The organism is Paenibacillus sp. J2L1-98 (assembly GCF_056269405.1).
Genome location: NZ_JBWDNW010000027.1, coordinates 19661 through 38541, shown reverse-complemented (window position 1 = coordinate 38541; position 18881 = coordinate 19661). Strand labels below are relative to the sequence as shown.

At 49.7% G+C, this 18881-nt stretch carries 16 protein-coding genes and 1 pseudogene; 2 read left to right on the top strand and 15 right to left on the bottom strand.

From position 1 onward, the window contains the following. Positions 1–120: 120 nt before the first annotated feature. A complete protein-coding gene (locus AC0YNZ_RS27635) occupies positions 121–1284 on the bottom strand; it encodes a glucose-1-phosphate adenylyltransferase (RefSeq protein WP_475829658.1) in 1164 nt (387 codons plus the stop codon). Between the two features lie 304 nt (positions 1285–1588). Beyond that, positions 1589–1820, bottom strand: a pseudogene (locus tag AC0YNZ_RS27630) (DUF2975 domain-containing protein); the annotation flags it as partial. 257 nt (positions 1821–2077) lie between these two features. Here AC0YNZ_RS27630 and AC0YNZ_RS27625 point away from each other — a divergent pair. Further along, complete coding sequence (locus AC0YNZ_RS27625) at positions 2078–2578, top strand: hypothetical protein (RefSeq protein WP_475829657.1); 501 nt, start codon at positions 2078–2080, stop codon at positions 2576–2578. Between the two features lie 232 nt (positions 2579–2810). Here AC0YNZ_RS27625 and AC0YNZ_RS27620 read toward each other — a convergent pair whose 3' ends face one another. The 6 genes from AC0YNZ_RS27620 to AC0YNZ_RS27595 form a co-directional block, all read right to left on the bottom strand. Further along, positions 2811–3245: an SRPBCC family protein gene (locus AC0YNZ_RS27620; protein WP_475829656.1), complete on the bottom strand. Its 435-nt coding sequence runs from the start codon at positions 3243–3245 to the stop codon at positions 2811–2813. A 696-nt stretch (positions 3246–3941) separates the two neighbouring features. After that, on the bottom strand, positions 3942–5489 hold the full coding sequence (locus AC0YNZ_RS27615) for a tetratricopeptide repeat protein (RefSeq protein WP_475829655.1): 1548 nt from the start codon (positions 5487–5489) through the stop codon (positions 3942–3944). A gap of 214 nt (positions 5490–5703) precedes the next feature. Then, complete coding sequence (locus AC0YNZ_RS27610) at positions 5704–6468, bottom strand: SDR family oxidoreductase (RefSeq protein ID WP_475829654.1); 765 nt, start codon at positions 6466–6468, stop codon at positions 5704–5706. 139 nt (positions 6469–6607) lie between these two features. Further along, on the bottom strand, positions 6608–7531 hold the full coding sequence (locus AC0YNZ_RS27605; protein WP_475829653.1) for a MerR family transcriptional regulator: 924 nt from the start codon (positions 7529–7531) through the stop codon (positions 6608–6610). 13 nt (positions 7532–7544) lie between these two features. Continuing rightward, positions 7545–9101, bottom strand: coding sequence for an ABC-F family ATP-binding cassette domain-containing protein (locus AC0YNZ_RS27600; RefSeq protein WP_110773548.1), 1557 nt, complete (start codon positions 9099–9101; stop codon positions 7545–7547). Between the two features lie 75 nt (positions 9102–9176). Next, the gene (locus AC0YNZ_RS27595; protein WP_475829652.1) at positions 9177–10082 is read right to left on the bottom strand and encodes a helix-turn-helix domain-containing protein; all 906 of its coding nucleotides are present in this window, start codon (positions 10080–10082) and stop codon (positions 9177–9179) included. 187 nt (positions 10083–10269) lie between these two features. Here AC0YNZ_RS27595 and AC0YNZ_RS27590 point away from each other — a divergent pair, with 187 nt between their 5' ends. Beyond that, a complete protein-coding gene (locus AC0YNZ_RS27590) occupies positions 10270–11088 on the top strand; it encodes a helix-turn-helix domain-containing protein (RefSeq protein ID WP_475829651.1) in 819 nt (272 codons plus the stop codon). A gap of 183 nt (positions 11089–11271) precedes the next feature. Here the strand turns inward: AC0YNZ_RS27590 and AC0YNZ_RS27585 are convergent, their stop codons facing one another. From AC0YNZ_RS27585 to AC0YNZ_RS27555, 7 genes are all read right to left on the bottom strand, one after another. After that, complete coding sequence (locus AC0YNZ_RS27585; RefSeq protein ID WP_475829650.1) at positions 11272–12105, bottom strand: sugar phosphate isomerase/epimerase family protein; 834 nt, start codon at positions 12103–12105, stop codon at positions 11272–11274. Then, positions 12102–13205, bottom strand: a complete 1104-nt coding sequence (locus AC0YNZ_RS27580; RefSeq protein ID WP_475829649.1) for a Gfo/Idh/MocA family protein — start codon at positions 13203–13205, stop codon at positions 12102–12104. Before AC0YNZ_RS27580 ends, AC0YNZ_RS27585 begins: the two co-directional genes overlap by 4 nt. A gap of 53 nt (positions 13206–13258) precedes the next feature. Next, entirely contained in the window at positions 13259–13537 is a 279-nt protein-coding gene (locus AC0YNZ_RS27575; RefSeq protein WP_475829690.1) for a helix-turn-helix domain-containing protein, read from the bottom strand. A 25-nt stretch (positions 13538–13562) separates the two neighbouring features. Then, complete coding sequence (locus AC0YNZ_RS27570) at positions 13563–15185, bottom strand: glycoside hydrolase family 43 protein (RefSeq protein ID WP_475829648.1); 1623 nt, start codon at positions 15183–15185, stop codon at positions 13563–13565. An 88-nt stretch (positions 15186–15273) separates the two neighbouring features. Continuing rightward, positions 15274–16935, bottom strand: coding sequence for an ABC transporter substrate-binding protein (locus tag AC0YNZ_RS27565; RefSeq protein WP_475829647.1), 1662 nt, complete (start codon positions 16933–16935; stop codon positions 15274–15276). 66 nt (positions 16936–17001) lie between these two features. Then, a complete protein-coding gene (locus AC0YNZ_RS27560) occupies positions 17002–17901 on the bottom strand; it encodes a carbohydrate ABC transporter permease (protein ID WP_475829689.1) in 900 nt (299 codons plus the stop codon). 2 nt (positions 17902–17903) lie between these two features. Further along, positions 17904–18875, bottom strand: coding sequence for an ABC transporter permease (locus AC0YNZ_RS27555; RefSeq protein WP_475829646.1), 972 nt, complete (start codon positions 18873–18875; stop codon positions 17904–17906). Positions 18876–18881 lie beyond the last annotated feature (6 nt).

The following is an 18881-nucleotide window of genomic DNA, read 5'->3' as shown; positions in this document are numbered from 1 at the left end:
ATTGCCAGGCGTAACAATGGACGTAAAAATAGCTGTCGAGGTTTCTCGACAGCCTGAGTTGGAACATAATTATCTCATGTTCCAGCTTTTTTAGGCGGATAAGCTTTTTTCACAAACTATTTAAGCAATAATGATGTCAAGAACAGGTGAAGAGTCGGCTGAAATGAACTCGTCCTTACCGATCGCGGTAATTTCTCCATTCGGTTTCCCTATAACTGCCCCGTCTTCGATCACACTTCCCTCGCCAATAATAGCTTTATAGATTTGGACATTGCTTCCGATTTTGACGTCCGGCATAATGATGCTTTCCCGGATTTCGCATCCTGGGCCGATATGTACGCCGCTAAATACGACGGATCGCACTAACTCTCCTTCAATTATGCTATCGGGATGAATCATCGATTTATGAGATTCAGCAGTCGGGCAGAGATTCGTTGTCGATGGCTGAAGACGCTTATTTGTGTACATCGGCCATTGTCCGTCATCAAGAACGATCTCACCGCCGAGCACCTCCATATGTGCCTCCCAAAGGCTCTCCACCGTGCCCACATCACGCCAATATCCCTGGAAAGGATAAGCATACACATTCGACCCGGCCGCCAGCATCTGAGGGATGAGGTCCTTTCCGAAGTCATGAGAAGAAAGCTCATTCTCAGCATCCTGGAGCAAATAACGCTTTAGGAACGACCAACGGAATATGTAAATGCCCATTGAAGCAAGATTACTCTCAGGCTTGGATGGCTTTTCGAGAAAATCAGTTACTTTATACGAATCGTCTACGTTCATAATGCCGAATTGATGTGCGTCTTTCCACGGAACCTGCTTTACCGAGATCGTGGCTTCTGCTCCGCTTTCCTCATGGAACTGAATCATGGCGTTATAATCCATCTTATAAATATGATCCCCAGAGAGCAATAGCACGTGCTCCGGATTATGTTGCTTTATGTATTCCAAATTTTTGTAGATAGCATCAGCCGTTCCCGTATAGAGGCCATTAGCCTGACGACTGGCATCAAGAAGCGTAATTTCGGTTTCTTTGTCATTCAACCATAATCCGCCGTCTTTAATATGCGTATGCAAGGTCTCCGCCTTGTACTGGGTCAATACCCCAATCGTGTCGATTCCTGAATTCAAACAATTGCTGAGCGGAAAATCAATAATGCGATATTGACCACCGAATGGCACCGCCGGCTTAGCGAGCTTCTGGGTTAGCGGAGCAAGCCGTTTTCCTTCCCCACCTGCAAGTAACATAGCAATACATTTCTTCTGTGTAATACGGACCATCTCCTCTATTGATGTAGTTTGCTCCTAAGCCAAAAAGAGTAACTCAAAAAATAGTACCAGACGATCGTTACGAAGCCTGTCATAAGCTGGTGTAACTGAAAAATATTTATCGACAAAATATACGGAAGAAAAAATCGGAAACAGCCCCCATTAGCACTCCATTATTCGGAGCACTTGCTATGGAATTGCGACATATCCGCGATTTCCCTTGTAGTTTGTTATTCGGCTTCGTGTCATTTTCAATGATCATTTTTATTATTTTCGACATACTTATTTCGACAATATCTTTAGAGCTTTTGTGGTAATTGTTCTTGTCAATATAGCTTAAAAGTTTAAAAGCTTGATACAGAGCAAAGTAATAAGGTATCGCCGATGCATACAAATCGATTAAAACAAGATATTTCATAAGTAATGTCCGGATACAATCCTGCTTCAAAAATCGCTATCTCAGGCACCAAAAATATGCACAAAGCAAGAACTGGGATTCCAATTAGAATAACAGCTACCTTTAAAAAGAGTGTTGTTCCTCGTTTCATAAATAGCGCCTCATTTATTTATTTTCAATTTGAATTTAACACGAAGTTTATCGTTTTACAATAAAAAATTACTGCTATTAAATATTTTATTGTTGTTATGTAGACATTTATAGAGTAATCGGTACTACTTTTTTCACTGTTTACGAGTTCAGTGATTTGAATAAATTGGAAGCTCGCATTTCCGCGACCAGCTCTTTCTTTCGGCTTATAATAGTTGAATGTCTATTTGGCTTTGAGAGAAGGAGTTTTTGTTCGTTATGAGTAAACGATTTGTACGAAAGTGCGTGCTGCTTTGCGGTATCGCGATGATGCTGTTGAACCTGAGTCCAGCCAATCTTCCGTCAGTAAGCGCAGCATGGGTCTACAAGCCGGTTGTGTCGGAGGTTAAACTCGATACGGGCTCCGAGATCTGTATGCAACGGCATCCGATACGAATGAGCTGCTGTTCATTAACTCTAATACGATGTACGGACGGAATGTTCCGCCCGAATCAGACGATTACGCAGCAGGAGACGCTTGAAATTTTCAATCAAGCGCTGCTGTATGGCGGCTACAAGCCGTCAAGCACAGGAACGCTGCTCAAGTTCGGCTTGCCAAGGGGCTACGATGCTTGGTCCGAGCAAGCGGTAGACCATTTGCTGCGAGAGGGAATCATCAAAGAGAATGACGAGTTCCCGATCAATACGGATAAGAAGTCGACGCGGGCTGAGTGCGCCGAACTGATTTATCGCTTGCTGTATGTGCTCAGAAAGGTATAAAAAATCGCCGTCTAAGTGCGCTATTATGCGTCTTAGCGGCGATTTCCTTAGCCTGCTCCGCCCCGGCGGCATACGACCGAGCAGAACAATACAAGACACTTGCTCCGGATTCATGGCAGGCGTTTGAAAGCACCCCATCGCAACTTTTACCGTAGAGATGACACTCATGCCGGGCGTACATAGCAAAGCGCATGCCGATGTCGGCATGCGCTTCTAAGGCTGCGAAAGTTTCTTATTCCTCTTTAGCCGTTTTCACATATTTTTTGAAATTGTCTAAAATCGCCTGCCACCCGGCTTGTTGCATCTCGACGGTGTTGGTCTCTTCTGCTTCGAACGATGTGATGATTTTCGTGTCGTTGTCTTGGCGTGTAAAAACATTCTTCACTTTTCTACCGTCGGCGATCGTATAAGAGATGCTCTCGTTAATGCTCACCTCGTCGTATACTCCGCTGAAATCAAATCCAAAGCTGCCGTCTTTGGCTTCCATTCTCGAGAGAAATTTACCGCCGACCTTCAGATCATTCTCGGCGTATGGCGTGTGCCAGTCATCGGAAGCCTTATTCCATTGCGTGATATGCTTCGGATCTGTCCAATATTCCCACACGCTTTCGATGGGAGAATGAACGATCGTTTCCACTGTTATCGTTACCGGATTGTCTGTTCCCATTACACAACCTCCTTGGTGGCTAAGATACATAATTTACCTACACCTATTTTAACATGAATCGGCAGCTAGATTTCTTTTCGATTGCTATTATACAAATCTGCCAAAGACTACGAAATTTTTTTAAACAGAAACCAACACCTCCCATTATCTATATTTAAAAAAACAGGCAAATGTCGCACCTTTTTTACGTTATCCTGCCCGTTAGCAGGGAAAAGGCAGCCGATAATACTGGCTGCTAGCACAAAATTTAACTAGAAATTCAACGGGATAGAAAATCGAGCCGAATACAGTTTAATTCGATTTGTTGAATCTATTTGAAGTTAGTTATCCGATAGCGCCCATTTAGTTTGATTTTGATCAATTAAACAGCGTATTGGGAGAGCAGCTTCTAAAAAGGACCGATTACGTTTGCAAAATAGAACTAATCCGCCGTTCTCCCACACCGAGCGCGATTTAGTTTTATGAAATGAAACTATATCACTTTTTTACATAATCGAATCAGGCGCGTATACCCGCTTGCAGGCGACCAGGAATTGACGTTGATCGTACCCTGGCCCCCGAACAGCTTGGCCAATGTCTGGTATGGGCCGCCTGTGCCTGCCATCAGACGTCCTTGTTCGCGCGATGATCGTTTGGAACAACATATAGGTCGAGCATGGATCGAGCTGCAAAACTCCGGATCGAAACCCGTTTACTTTATAAAAGCGTGATAAGCGCCAGCGCTCCCTCATGCTCAGGATCAAGCGCCAACACGCGATTCGCATAATCCGACGCAGCCGCTTCACTACCCGTCTCACAGCAGCAGATCGCCAGTTGATACAGCAGATCGGCAGTCGCCTCGTACGCCGAAAGCGACCGTTCGAAGAAAATCTGCGCATCTTCGTACTGCTCCAGCTGAAAAAGCAGTACACCGCAGTCGCGTGCTATGTCATACTTCTCGTCCACCTTGTAATAGCCTGTCCACATCGCATGTATGCCTTGGCGGAGATCATCGATTTCCTCCTCGCCGCTATCTTCAAGCAGCAGCATAATGTGCTTGGAGCTTTGAATGAACAATTGCGCATCATAGCGGCTCAACCGCCAAAAGGCAAGGATTTGGGACAGTGCCATTTCCTCCAAATGCTCGTCAAACCATAGTTTCATGCTAAAAAAATCATCCGGTCCAAAACGTTCGACAAACCGGCGGTAGGCTAAGCGCGTATTGACGTAGCCCGCCGGGCTTTGCAGCATAAGCATGCAGCCCACATTCAAGTTTTTATAGTGATGCGCGGTGAAGCAGGACAATGCGCCCTTTTGCCCAAAAACATGCTGAATCGCATGGTAGTTTGCCGTTAAAGAAAAGCTTCCGTGATGAATCAGCTTAGGCGGTTCTGCGAACTCCCAATTTTCTATCCGGTGGTCGCCTTTATCCGCCGTGAGCAGGACAAAACCCTCCTGCGATAACCAGCCGAGCCGTTCTAAGCAGTCCAGCCCAATCGCCGGAAACAGAATATGCGAATCCTCAAGCTTATTCTTATACAGCTCAATAACGTCACGGTAAGGATACGACTCCTGCTCGTATTCGACTGCTCTGCGATAGTGATATTCGGGGACGGCCTTCCCCAGCATTTCCGATGCGGTAAGCGCATCAGCCTCATCCGGAAACTGCAGGGACACCCTGCTCTCATAAATTTTCCCTTCATCCACATAAAGCAATTCCTGCGGGATGCTGTCAAAGAAGTAATTCGCGATAACGAGCAGCGGCTGCTTCAGGTCGGCAGGCCGTATTGTGATGCCCGACTGCGTCAAATGCAGTTCCGTATCCTGCGCCGCATCGAACTGGGCAAAATCCAATACCCCCTGCAGGATGAAGGGCTGCAAGCTCGGATGCTGCTGCCAATAGGTAATATTTTTGACAGGCAAATCACTCATTACATAGCGAAATGGCGGAAGCGCCATACCTGCATAATCATTCAGTCCGCCCAGCTCCTTAAGCACATGATGCGCTAATCGGCCCGGGCCCGCTCCAAGCTCAAGAATCGTAACCGGTTCCGCGCTATGGCCCAGCCTCGCTCTATCCTGAAGAAATCCAAATATCATTTCCGCATAGGCTCCTGCAATGACTGGATTATTCGTAATATAATGCGGCACTTCCCCGCTCTGCCAAGCCTTAATGCCCTGCTCTTCAAAATATTCACGCTGCAGCTCCCAAATGGGCGCCTCGCTAAAACGGTAAATATGCGGCTCGTTATTCGTATGGGTCATCCTTTAAAACCTACTTTTCGTCATTAAATTCAAACAATCAGACAAGCCTCATTAAATAGCTTGTGGTTAAACCAGCTGCCTTAAACCTAGCATCTGTATGCTTAGTTGTCTACACTCTTTCTCATCAATACGCCGCTAGCCAAATCCGGAACTAAAGCGCAAATGGAACAGCTTTTATCATTCTAAGGGGTGTATGCCTGTGTCCATTATAATCTTATAAATGCGATCCGCCTGTTGCGTCGATTAATTGCCCGGTTACCCAGCGGCTTTCTGTTGAGGATAAAAAAGCGACAATATCCGCAATGTCGGAAGGCTGTCCAACTCTTCCGAGGGCGGACATTTCGGACGCCAGCTTTTGTCCTTCCGGCGTATGCAGCCAAGAGGCATTCACATCTGTATCTACAATTCCGGGAAGAACGGCGTTCACCGTGATTCCGCGAGGTCCAAGCCATTGCGCAAGATGCAGTGTAAATGTATTTATAGCTCCTTTGGTAAGATTATAGGCCATGATATGCGGGTATGCGATTCGAGTCACACCGGATGAGATGTTAATGATGCGCCCTTCGTTACGCAGCAGGGGCAGCGCTTGCTGAACGAGAAAAAAAGGCGCTTTTACGTTAACTGCAAACACTTCATCGAATGCTTCCTCTGTCGTCTCTTCCAATGTCTTCGAGGTCCCTATCCCGGCATTATTAATAAGAATATCGAACCTGCTGTCTCCGGTAATTCGAGTGAGTTCCTCCTCTATAGATTGGATCAATTGTTTCACGCCAGCAACGGATTCAAGCCTTGCGCCGACTGCAAAAGCTTTACCACCTTTCTCTTCAATGGACCTTACAACATTCGCCGCTGCTTCTTGGTTATTGCCGTAGTGTACAGCTACAAGCGCACCCTCTTCCGCAAGCCTTAACGCTATCCCTTCCCCGATTCCTCTGCTGCCACCTGTTACTAATGCCGCTTTTCCATTCAGTCTCTTCATGTCTCTTCACTCCTTATTTATACTTAGCCTCACTTTACACCCTCCTGTATAGGGGAGAGTCAAGCGAGTTGACTTTTTACACAGAAAAAAACATGTACCGGGCTGCTGTAAGCAGAATGGCACATGTTATAAATACTTGCTATTTTACAAGCTCAACCGGTATGAGTAATTCTGCCAGACGCATTTTTCCATAAATATCTTTATCTGACGTTAAATAGGTTTCCCGGATTGGGGCAGTATTGTCCCGTGCGTAACCGTTAAATGAAATCCATGCCTCCAACTCGGCAGAAGCAGAACAAGAAGTACGATAGGGATCGCAATGATGCACAAGGGAGGCCGCTGTCTTAAACCCGGGCAAAAAGCCGACCTTCACTCTGTTGCTGCCGGGAATAGGGTTCGGAATGGGTAAGGCCACCTCGATATCGACCAGATTCGTTTCTGTATCCTGATCATGCCTTAATATTATCAATGAGCTTCCGTGATCCTCGCCGTATGAGCGGACGTACTGCGTGACCTCGTCAAGCAGCAGACAGAGTTGTGCAAGAGGGACTAATGAACGTAAAGAGGCTGCCAGCTGCGAATCTACTCTGCGAATGGTGACGGAATGAGCCGCTGCATAAAAAGCATTGGATTCTTCGACGCGTTGAAGCCTTCCTTGGATTTCATTCAGCTGATTTTTTGCCTCTTCTATGGTGCGGTGGAGCTCTGTTTGTTTATCTGCCAGCTTGTTTTTCACTGCTTCTAGCGATATATTTTCCCCAATAAAGGGAATGATCTGCTCCAATGTGAAACCTTGATCTTTAAATGCGGCTATTCGCTTTATTGTCAAAAGCTGTTCTTCCGAATAGTAGCGGTAACCGTTGTTCGCGTCCACGACAACCGGTCTCAACAGTCCCAGAGCATCATAAAATCGTAACGTTTTGACAGAAACGCGGCTCAACTTTGAAAAATCACCGATTTTTAGCATCTCTGGACTTTCTCCTTTCCCGAGATTCCCAATAAGAAAAGAGGGCTGCCCCATAAGTAGCAAAAACCACTTGAGGGCAACCCCTTTTGAAAGCATTACCGATTACCGTCTAAAATACTTTCGTCGTCCATGATTCGCAATTCCATGTATCCGTAACGACATCGCGATAAAATTCCGGTTCGTGGGAAATAAGCAGGATGCTGCCTTTGTACGCCTTAAGGGCGCGCTTTAGCTCATCCTTAGCATCCACATCCAAGTGGTTAGTCGGCTCATCCAGCACGAGCAGGTTCGTTTCGCTGTTAATCAGCTTGCAAAGGCGAACCTTAGCTTTCTCACCGCCGCTGAGCACGGCAATTTTGCTCTCGATATGCTTGGTCGTGAGCCCGCACTTGGCCAGTGCCGCGCGCACCTCGAACTGCGTGAAAGAAGGGAATTCCTTCCACACTTCCTCGATGCAGGTATTGTAATTCGTTTCCTTCATTTCTTGTTGGAAATAGCCGATTTGCAGATGCTCTCCCCGCTGAACAGTGCCGGACAACGCCTGAATCTCGCCTAAAATGCTCCGCAGCAGCGTCGTTTTACCGATTCCGTTCGCGCCGACAAGCGCAATCTTCTGTCCGCGTTCCATGCGGAGGTCAAGCGGTCTGGATAAGGGGCTGTCATAACCGATAACGAGCTCCTTCGTCTCGAATATCAGCTTGCCGGAAGTTCTTCCGTCCTTAAAGTTGAACTGCGGCTTCGGCTTCTCCTTAGCCAGCTCGATCACTTCCATCTTATCGAGCTTCTTTTGTCTGGACATCGCCATATTCCGCGTCGCAACGCTCGCCTTATTCCGGGCTACAAAATCTTTCAGATCCGCAATTTCCTGCTGTTGCCGCTTAAAGGCGGATTCAAGCTGCTGTTTTTTCATTTCGTGAACCTGCTGGAAATGCTCGTAATCTCCAACGTAGCGGTTTAACTCTTGATTCTCCATATGATAGATCAGGTTAATTACGCTGTTAAGGAACGGGATATCGTGTGAAATGAGAATGAACGCATTCTCATACTCCTGCAGGTAGCGCTTCAGCCACTCGATATGCTGCTCATCGAGGTAGTTCGTAGGCTCGTCGAGGAGCAGAATGTCCGGCTTTTCGAGCAGCAGCTTCGCCAGCAATACCTTCGTCCGCTGACCACCGCTAAGGTCGTTAACGTCCTTATCCAGTCCAATATCGGTAAGCCCCAGACCGCGGGCGGTTTCTTCGATCTTCGCATCGATCAGATAAAAATCCTGGCTCGTCAGCGTATCCTGAATCGTACCGACATCCTCAAGCATCTGCTCGAGTTCCTCCGGCGTTACATCGCCCATCCTTCCGTACATATCATTCATTTCTTGTTCCATATCGAACAAGTATTGAAAGGCTCCCTTCAGGACATCGCGCATGGTCAGCCCTTTGCTGAGCACCGCATGCTGATCGAGATAGCCGACGCGCATCCGCTTGGACCATTCAACCTTGCCGTCATCCGGCTGAAGCTTGCCCGTAATGATGTTCATGAAGGTGGACTTGCCCTCGCCGTTAGCGCCGATGAGTCCAATGTGCTCGCCTTTAAGCAGGCGGAAGGATACGTCGTTGAAGATCGCGCGGTCTCCAAAGCCGTGACTTAGTCGTTCTACGTTTAATATACTCATGAATGACACCTTTTCTTTTGGAATATTCTCGTATTATTATAAACGTTAACCTGTCTGGAACTCAATCTATTGGATTTAGTTCCCTTCACCCGCTTCCGCCATCCGGCGGTACTCCCTCGGGCTCGCCCCCATCTGCTCGCGGAACAGCGAAGCGAAGTGATTATAATTTTGAAAGCCGACATCGAATGCTGCTTCGGCTGCCGTCCGGCCTGAATGCTTGATAAGCAGGGCAGCCTGCCGAATCCGCATCACTTTAAGCGTCTCTACTAGCGTGGTGCCCGTCTCTGCTTTGAACAAATGAGACAGTCTTGAGCTTGAAAGGCCTACGGATTTCGCGATATCCGCGATTTTTATCGCTTCCTTCATATGTCTGGATAAATAATGCAGAGACTCCTCCACCCGCGGATCAACCTTCCTGCGTCCGCGTTCCGCCATTAGCAGCAATATCCCTCTAATTTCATTTTCGCATAGCGGCAGCCAGAAGGAGCGTTGTTCTCTGGAGTCCTGAAGCACATTCCTAAGCGCATAATAGACTCGATTTTGCAAATGGGCGTTTCCCAAAGGCTGAATGAGGAGCTCTTCCTCAGGCAAATAATTCGTTTCGGTCAAGTCTGGAAAATGCGCCCAAATGAAATTCCACCGGCCGCCCGCTGCCGTTCCATATTGGTGGGGAACGCCTTTTCGCAATAAGGCGACGTCGCCCGCAGAGCAGCTTTTCTCGCCTGCGGGCGTGCGGAAATAACCGTTTCCCTCAACTGTATAAGTAAGCAGCCAGTCGGACATCCCCGCCGGGCGGCTGGTCGCATACTGATCGTTCTCATTGAAATGGCCGGCGAAGATCGTACCGTATGTCGGAGAACTATAGCTTTGGAAGCTGTCATAGGTAGTCATCGGATAGTCTCTCCTTCGTATCGAAGCATCGTATCGAAGCTCTGCTTCGGATGTCATAAATGTGTCCGTTAACGGCATCGAACCAATCAAACGGCACGCTCCTGATGTTGCTTATAATAGGCATTCATGTTACATTTACCTTCGATTATTGATCTCGATTCCTCATCCAGGCATACTTAGCGTACACTGCCGAAGCTATAGCTGTAAATTGCAATTTTGTATACCTAATTGATATGGTGTACCCTAATTGCCAACTCGATTCCCGGGGGCGAAACCTTTGTCTATTAGTCCGCTGACTCTCTCGATCCAAGAAGATATAGCCCATGCTGCAGCCGGCTCCATCGTATATCCGCCCGGAGGCCGTTTTGGTCCCCGCGTCCAGCAGGATATTCAGCTCGTCATGCTCTATACCGGCGAGATGAATGTCACTGTCGATGGAAGAATGATTAGCGTTAGTCCCGGTCACGTCATTATGCTTAAGCCCGGCTGCGAGGAATCCTTCACCTTCTCCAGAACCGAAGAGACCTGGCACCGCTGGATCACTGTCCATTTGAACCATATATCCGATCATACACGGCTTGCGTTGGAACAGCTTCCGGAGTGTCTGCCGCTCACAGAGGAGATGAACCGGCTGCTCGATCTCATGCTGAATGTACAGCGGTATGCCCCTTTCGAGGACCCGGCTGTCGTTAGTCTCGGATTAGCCGCCCTCCATCTATATCCCACCGAATCCAAGAGAGTGCTCCTTCAAAAGGAGAAGCACCCTGCCGTCTATTCCGTGTTATCCTTTATTTTCGAGCATTACATGGAGGATCTGTCGCTTGCGGAGCTGGCGGACCGGGCAGGGCTGTCTCCCGAGCATCTGGTGCGGTTGTTCAAACAATATGAGCAGTCAACTCCAATCGCCTATCTATGGAACTACCGGATTTCCCGGGCGGTGGAGCTGCTCACCAGCACCGGGCTGAACGTGACCGAAATCGCCCATCGCTGCGGCTTCAAGACATCGCATCACTTTGCCCGCATGGTAAAGCAGGTGACCGGCCGGACCGCTTCCGATATACGCCGCCTGTCTTGGAGCGGCATGCGCAAATCATGAGCCTCCCTGTCATCGACAAACAGCAGCTTTCAGGAACAAGCGTCTCCTGTAGGCTGCTGTTTTTTTCATCTATTCGCTCTATGGCGGATGGCGGAATGCAATTTATCTTAAAGCATGTCGTAAAACAAAATACACAGGATCAAGGCATAATACCCTTCTCCCGCCGGCAGCTTTGGCCAATGCTCATAGCGAGCTCCAGGCCGGATGCTTATCGAGCCGCTGCTTCATCAGACCGTACGTTTTCTTGTTCCGTTCCAGATTGCCGTACACGTCTCCCCCCATGCCGTAGCCTTGAAATCCGATCGCTCCGTCGTAGCCATGCTTCTTCAACGCGCCCAGGAAGCTAAAAACGTCCAGCTCGCCCTGGTCAATGCATTCGATGGAAGCCGGCAGGCCTGCTGTCGGCGCTTGCTTGCGGCTTCCGCAAATATTCACCGCGTGAAGATACGGCGCGCAAGCGGAAAATGCCTCGTTCAGGCGCTTTCCGTCGATTGCGAACCAATGGAACGAGCTGAAAGTCATCCCGAGCAGCGGATGATTAAGCTGTTTAACCAGCCTAAGCGCATCCTCCCACCGCTCCAGCCAGAAGAAGACATGGTGGTAGAGCGAGATTCGGATGTTATTCCGCTGTGCGATCGGCAGTAAATACGTCAACCATTCGAGCGCCAAACGGTCTCCTTCCGGGTCCGACGGCTCATACCCGGAATCTCCCATCGTAAGCGCAAGCTCAAGCCGGCTGCAGCCTTGCAGCCGCTCAAGCATCGCTGCGATTTTTGCCGCTTCCGGATGATCCTTCGCTTGCGTGAGGTCGAGCACCGCATAGACGGCCTCGACCTCCAATCCATACTCGTCTTTCACGAACGGCAGCCGGTCGAGATCCTTCCAGGCCTGCTCGTCCCATAAGGTTAAATATGCGGCGTCATAGCCGAGCCCGCGCAGCATTTGGCATCGAACATCGAACGGATAATTGCCCAGACTATGATAAAAAAACGTATCCATCGCATAAACGTTTTTCACCGGCTCCCCTCCAACGCGACAGCTTGTACTTCTCCGGTCCGGATGCAGTCATAAATGGAGGAGAGAATGCTGAAGTTGAAAACGGCCTGCTCGTTAACGATTGCGGGGGAAGCTTGTCCGGCAACCGCTTGCAGGAAATAGACGATCGGCTTATCCATCATCCCTAGCGGTGCGTTTGCCACGCGGACGCGGCTGACAGCCGGCTCCCCGTTAACGTCATAATGACGAATCAGGTCGCCTTCGCCATCCAGACAAAGCCAATCCCACTCCAGTGCGCCCGCCGTCCCCTCGATTTCCGTCACGCTTCTTTCTTCACCGTGGCAGCAAGCCGCGCGCTCGTAATGAACCGGCACAACGCTCCCGCCCGGCAAATGAAACTTCATCGTCGCTCCGACATGCTGCTCCACATCGGACAAGACCCCGGCGGCGAGCGGGTGCTCCGTCTTAGGATCTGTCATCCAAGCATGAAGAACCTCCACCTTGACGGGCTGGAGCACTTCGGTCAAGCTTGCGATGTCGTAAGGTCCCCAATCCATCAAGGTGCCGCCTCCGCTTACCGACCGGTTCAGAAACCAGCGGCTCGACGGCTGGTATTCGATGCCGGTCCGGGCTCTTTTACGCCGCTGAACCCATTGAACCTGATAAACCTCCCCCAGCCCGCCTTGCCCGAGAATCGCTTTAACCTCCTCGGTGATCCGAAGGCCGGCGAACCGGGAGCTGCAGCAGCCAAGCCGTTTTCCCGCTTCCTCTGCCGCCTGGAGCATCAGCGCCGCCTCCTCCTTGTTCATCGCAAGCGGCTTCTCGCACAGAACATGCCGGCCTGAACGGAGCGCGCGGCATGAAATATCCGCATGCGTCAAAGGCGGTGTCGCCACAATGACGACATCGTCCTCCTGAGCCGGCTCGCTCAGCACCGACATCAAATCCTCAAACGGGGTTGCCCAAGGGAACCGTTTGACAAACTCCGCTAAAGCCGTATGATTCACGTCCGTTACAAAAAGCGAAGGACGGTCAGCTTCAGATTCCGATAAATGGGCGATGGCCTCGGCATGGTATCCGGCAATGGCTCCGGCGCCTACGATATAAATGCGCTGCTTCATTTTCCACACTCCTCGTTTGTAATATGGACGCTTTGGGACGAACGAAAATTTGATCAAAGATTAGAAATCATCGAAACGGAGCCTTCTTTTGCCGTGCTGATGCTTTTTCGGTATTCGCCCGGCGTTTTACCTACACTCTCCTTGAACACCTTGCTGAAATAAGCGGCATCTCCAAAACCGCATACAGCGGAGATCGACTCCAGCGTATTGCCCTGCTCCTCCAAAAGCTGAACAGCCTTGCGAAGCCTTAGCATCTTCAGCATTTGCACCGGCGACATCCCGTAGGCCTGCTTGAATACCCGGTTGAAATAACCCGGATGAAGATGGGCAATTTGGGCCTATAGGAGTCACCCGTAATCACTCTTTTTCCTGATAGCGGAAGTAGTCGAAATCCGCCGGCTTGCGGCCGCCGGACAAATCATGGGCGCATAATCCGATGAAGGCGCCCGTGAAACCCCAATCGGTGAAATAACCGTCAACCAAATGCGTAGCGTATTCGTCGGATATTTTGCTCGCATCCAGAACCGGTCCTATCGCACTCCACTCTCTGCCATCCAATGAATAATAGAATTGCAAATCGCAGTCGTTTAATTGCAAACGCAAATAAACGCGTTTCCCCGCAGGAACCGGGATATGCGGCTCTGTATGCTCGCAATAGATACCATGATCGTTCGCAACAACCGCAAGATTCGTTCCTGCTTCTTCGTCGTAACCGATGCGCAAATAATAATAGTTTTGCGAATTGTAATAGTAGATTAAGCCGGCCATCTGCTGGTACGTTTCCGGCTCGAACTCGGCAGCCGTCTCTGCCTCGCACCGGAACGCTTGCTGGCGCCGCCCGATCAGGCTGTGCCGGAAGCGCGAATTCGGCGACTCCATGCCTTTCAGGCGCAAATATCCGGGGCGCTCGGTCAGCGACAGCCAGTCTTCCGAGAAAGGCTGGCGGAGGGACTGCCAATGAATACTGAGCTCGTTTCCGTCAAAATCTTCCCTTTCCGCTTGCTGCGGGAACGGATGCTCCGGCAGCGCAGGGGCTTGCACCGAATGCTGAGGGTCGTTTCCGCCCTCGGCGAGGCGCAGCCATCCATCCTCCGACCAGACGCAGCGCTGGATAGCCGTTTCCCTGCCGAGATTGCATCGTCTATCTTCCGTATTGAGCGGCCGGCCGCATAAATGGACGATGTACCACTCGTCGCTTTGGGTATGCACCAGGCTGGCATGCCCGGCTTTTTGCAGCAGCAAGTCCGGCTTATGGTGAGAGGTAAGCATCGGCGCACCGGGATCCGTTTCATACGGACCGGTAAGCGTCTTGGAACGCGCCAGCGTTACCGCGTGCTCATAGCTTGTTCCGCCTTCCGCAACCATCAAATAATAATAACCGTCTTTCTTGTATAAATGAGGCCCTTCCGTTAGCCCCAGCTCAGAGCCTTGATAGATGAAATAGGAAGGACCTATTAGCCGCCGCTTCTCTATGGAATATTCCCGCAAGTAGATTCCGTTGAAAGGATTCCGGTCTTTGCGGTAATCCCATTGCATATTGACGACCCACTTCCTTCCGTCGTCATCATGGAACAACGACGGATCGAAGCCGCTGCTGTTTAAATAAACGGGATCCGACCATGGGCCCTTAATATCCGGAGCGGTTACGACATAATTATGGGTATCTTTATAAGCGCCTGCATGGCTTTTCACATCCGTGTAGACCAAATAAAACAAGCCGTCATTATAGGTGAGGCATGGCGCCCATACGCCCCCCGAATCCGGATTGCCGGCCATATTAAGCTGGCTTAACCGGTCCAACGGACGGGCAAGCAGCTGCCAATGAATAAGATCGCGCGAGTGATGGATTTGTACGCCTGGAAACCATTGAAAGGTTGAAGTCGCTACATAATAATCATCGCCAACTCTTACAATGGACGGGTCCGGGTTAAAGCCCGGCAAAATCGGATTTTGAATGCGCAAGCGCTCCTGGCTCCTCATTGTCTCACTTCCTTCATTCTGATCGTCTTTTGAGATGACGGCCTGCAGCGCAATGCCGCAGGCCGCCTTTTACACACTGTAATGCCCGTTATTTCATTTTGTTCAAGTTGGCGTCATATGCGCTTTGCAAAATTTTCAAATAATCATTCAGCTTCAGACCGCCGAAGCCTTGCACATAGCTGTCCCAGTCTTTCTCGATATCCTTGTGTCCGGTAATGAACTGCAGCATATTCGATTTCACGTAATCTTCAATCGTCGCTTTGAATTGAGCGGATTTCTCCCCGTCCTCGGCGCTGATGAAAATATCGACCGGGAACATTTCATTTTCTTTCGGCTCGAAGCCGTCGTATTTCTTCGTCTCCGTCACCAGACGCAGCTCGTACCCTTCAGGCGACAGCATGTCCTGGGAGACGGCTTCCGATTCGAAGCGGTCACGCGGCCTAAAATCAGGACCGGCTTGATCCCAGCCGTCCGAATGAACCGTTTCGCTTCTGTAAGACGGGTCAACCTGATAGCTGGCAGGCTTGCCGTTCACATTAAGCTGACCGGCGCTTGCTTTGCTCCACGAATGTCCTTCGACCGAGAATACTTGTCCCCAAGTCCCTTCCTCGGTCCAAAGGTAATCCAGCATCTTAATCGCCGCAATTTGCTGCTCTTCATCCGCTTTGTCTGTGATTACAAAACGGCCCTGGTTGCCGACCGATTTGTAATAGCCGGAAAGCTGTACCCCGTTAGGCCCTTTAAGCGGCGGAACAGCGACATAATCAAGGTTGCGTTCATCCGTTGCGGCTACCGCCATTTGGACGTGGCCAATCGCGAATGAACCCAGAATCGTATCGCCGGCGTTGTTGCCAAGCTGCTGCAGTCCTTCCTGATTTTGCGTGAAGGCCTGAGGATCAATTAAGCCCTCCTTGTATAACGACGCCAGATAGCGAAGACCGTCTTTCCATTCGGGCTGGTTAGCGGAAAGCTGTACTTGTCCATCCTTGACGCGGAGATACGAATACGATTGGCCGTCACCGTTGTTATAAATGAACGGATTCATCAGAAAGCCTGTAATGTCACCGTGCCAAGTGTAAAGCGCGCCGCTGAGCGGAACCTCGTCCGCTATGCCGTTTCCGTTCGGATCCTTCGTTTTGAACGCGCGCAGTACATTGGCGTATTCCTCCGTTGTTGCCGGCATTTCCAGTCCGAGCTTGTCGAGCCACTTCTGGTTGATCCACAGCTTCTGCGCATACCAGCAGTGATAGCATTCGTTCACCTGCGGCATGCCGTAAATGTTGCCGTCCGAGGACGTTACCGCTGTTTTCAAATCCGGGCGCTCTTCAAAAATTTCCTTAATATTCGGTGCGTATTTATCGATAAGATCATTAAGCGGCAAGAACACGCCTTGCTTGCCGAATTTCATCTGCTCGGCAGGCGTGAAGTTTCCGCTAAGAAAAATTTCCGGATAATCGCCGCTCGCCATGAGCACATTGCGCTTATCATTGTTATCGTTTGGCGGCCCGACTGTAAATGCCAGCTTGACATTCGCCTTCTGTTCCACCTGTTTCGTAAATGGGTTGTCCAAGCTCGCGAGGTTAGGCGTTTGATTGATGAACGCGGTCAATTGGACCGGTGCATGCGCCTCTCCGCCTTCAGCGCTTCCATTCGTTCCTTGTCCAGCCGAATTATCGTTTTTCGAGCAAGCGCTCACAATTAGCGCCGCAGCCAAAACAACACCCGCCATTAATTTCCATGATCTTCTCATTCGGACACCCCTTCAGAATCGTTATGGATACTACTTGGGTATTTCTCCAATTATAATCTGTCTATTTTAACCTTTAAGAGAACCGATCATGACCCCCTTTACGAAATGCTTCTGAACAAATGGATATATGATAAGGACCGGCAGACTGGAAACGACGATCAGCGAGAACTTTAGCAAATCCTTCATTCCTTGTCTGGCTTCCATTGTCCGAACGTCAACCATCATCGAGTTATCCACGGAATTCTGGATCAGAATTTCACGCAGAATCAGCTGGAGCGGATACAAATTCACGTTCTTGAGAAAAATTAACGCATCGAAATAAGCGTTCCAGGCTGTCACGGCGTACATGAGCGCAAGCACGGCGACAACCGGCTTCGAGAGCGGGAGCACAATCGACCACAGGAACCGGAGATCGCTGCAGCCGTCGATATCCGCCGCTTCGTTCAATTCCTCCGGTATCGTCTCCTGAAAGAACGTTTTGGCGATGAATACCTGCCATACCGCAATCGCCTGCGGCAGCAGCAAAGCCCAGCGCGTATCGATCATTCCCAGGCTTTTAACCGTTAAGTAGTACGGAATGAGACCGCCGCTGAAGATCATCGTCACGATAATGAGATACATAATGAGCGATCTGCCATAGAAGGTGCGCTTCGATAATGGATAAGCGAGCGCAAACGTTAGAAAAACGCTGATCAACGTACCGGCGCACATATAGAAGATCGAGTTGTAATAGCCTGACCAAATACGCGGGTTGCTCAGTACTGCCGTATATCCTTTAAGCGAAAGCTCTACAGGGAACAGCCATACCCGTCCGGCTACGACCGCCTGCGGAGAGCTGAATGACGAGCTGACGATATAAATAAGCGGGTAAAGCACAACGATCATTATGGCGAACAATATGACGTAAATGAAAGTAAGCAAAATTTTGTCCGACAACGGTTCTTTGATTACGTTGGATTTCGCCATCATTAGAACAACCCCGATCCTGTTGCGCGTCTTGCCCCGAAGTTGGCAAGCAGTATCAACATCAAGTTAATCAATGAATTAAATAGCCCGACAGCAGCCGAGAAGCTGTAGTTCGCTTGAACCAGGCCTACCTTATACACATAAGTGGAGATAATCTCGGAAGAGCTGGTGTTCAACGGATTTTGCAGCAAATATACCTTCTCGAAGCCGATGTTCAACAATTGCCCCATATTCAAGACTAGCAGCAGCACCATAATCGGCATGATGCTCGGCAGATCGATGTGAATGATTTTCTGCAGCCGGCTGGCGCCGTCCAGCTTGGATGCTTCGTACAGCTGCGGATTAACCCCTGCAAGCGCGGCGATATAAATGATGGCGCTGTACCCCATGTATTGCCATACGTCAGATAACACGAAGATCGTCTTGAACATAGATGCATCGCCGATGTAGTTGACGGACTCAAACCCCAGCGCTGTCCGGATATGATCGATAACGCCAATCCGCGGTGCCAGAAAAAGCAGAATCATCGATACCATGACGACGGTCGAAATGAAGTATGGCGCGTAGGTGACCATTTGAACCGTACGTTTGAATAAGCCGTTTTTCAGCTCATTCATCATAAGGGCGAGCAGAATCGGTGCGGGAAACCCGATCGCCAGCGTGTACAAGCTAAGGAAGAGCGTGTTCTTGATCAGAATCCAGAAGCTCGGATGATTGAAAAACGCTTCAAAATGCTTAAAGCCTACCCACGGGCTGCCCCAAATCCCCAGCTTCGGGCTTAGATCCTTGAAGGCGATCTGAACGCCCAAAATCGGTACATATTTGAATAAAATGAAATAAAGCAGCGGCAGCAAAATAAGAATGTAAAGCTGCCAGTGCCTGCGCATCCTGCGCAGCGCTTCGCTCCGGATCGTCCGTCTGATCGGCTCCGCCTGCAGGCCGCCAGCGGCTGGTACATGAGTCATATTGGACATCTCGCA

Excerpts from the sequence above, each read along its gene's own strand:
- AC0YNZ_RS27570 (WP_475829648.1), bottom strand. The coding sequence starts at position 15,185 with ATGAGGAGCCAGGAGCGCTTGCGCATTCAAAATCCGATTTTGCCGGGC.
- AC0YNZ_RS27610 (WP_475829654.1), bottom strand. The coding sequence starts at position 6,468 with ATGAAGAGACTGAATGGAAAAGCGGCATTAGTAACAGGTGGCAGCAGA.
- AC0YNZ_RS27625 (WP_475829657.1), top strand. The coding sequence starts at position 2,078 with ATGAGTAAACGATTTGTACGAAAGTGCGTGCTGCTTTGCGGTATCGCG.
- AC0YNZ_RS27605 (WP_475829653.1), bottom strand. The coding sequence starts at position 7,531 with ATGCTTTCAAAAGGGGTTGCCCTCAAGTGGTTTTTGCTACTTATGGGG.
- AC0YNZ_RS27600 (WP_110773548.1), bottom strand. The coding sequence starts at position 9,101 with ATGAGTATATTAAACGTAGAACGACTAAGTCACGGCTTTGGAGACCGC.
- AC0YNZ_RS27580 (WP_475829649.1), bottom strand. The coding sequence starts at position 13,205 with ATGAAGCAGCGCATTTATATCGTAGGCGCCGGAGCCATTGCCGGATAC.
- AC0YNZ_RS27565 (WP_475829647.1), bottom strand. The coding sequence starts at position 16,935 with ATGAGAAGATCATGGAAATTAATGGCGGGTGTTGTTTTGGCTGCGGCG.
- AC0YNZ_RS27615 (WP_475829655.1), bottom strand. The coding sequence starts at position 5,489 with ATGACCCATACGAATAACGAGCCGCATATTTACCGTTTTAGCGAGGCG.
- AC0YNZ_RS27555 (WP_475829646.1), bottom strand. The coding sequence starts at position 18,875 with ATGTCCAATATGACTCATGTACCAGCCGCTGGCGGCCTGCAGGCGGAG.
- AC0YNZ_RS27620 (WP_475829656.1), bottom strand. The coding sequence starts at position 3,245 with ATGGGAACAGACAATCCGGTAACGATAACAGTGGAAACGATCGTTCAT.
- AC0YNZ_RS27635 (WP_475829658.1), bottom strand. The coding sequence starts at position 1,284 with ATGGTCCGTATTACACAGAAGAAATGTATTGCTATGTTACTTGCAGGT.
- AC0YNZ_RS27560 (WP_475829689.1), bottom strand. The coding sequence starts at position 17,901 with ATGGCGAAATCCAACGTAATCAAAGAACCGTTGTCGGACAAAATTTTG.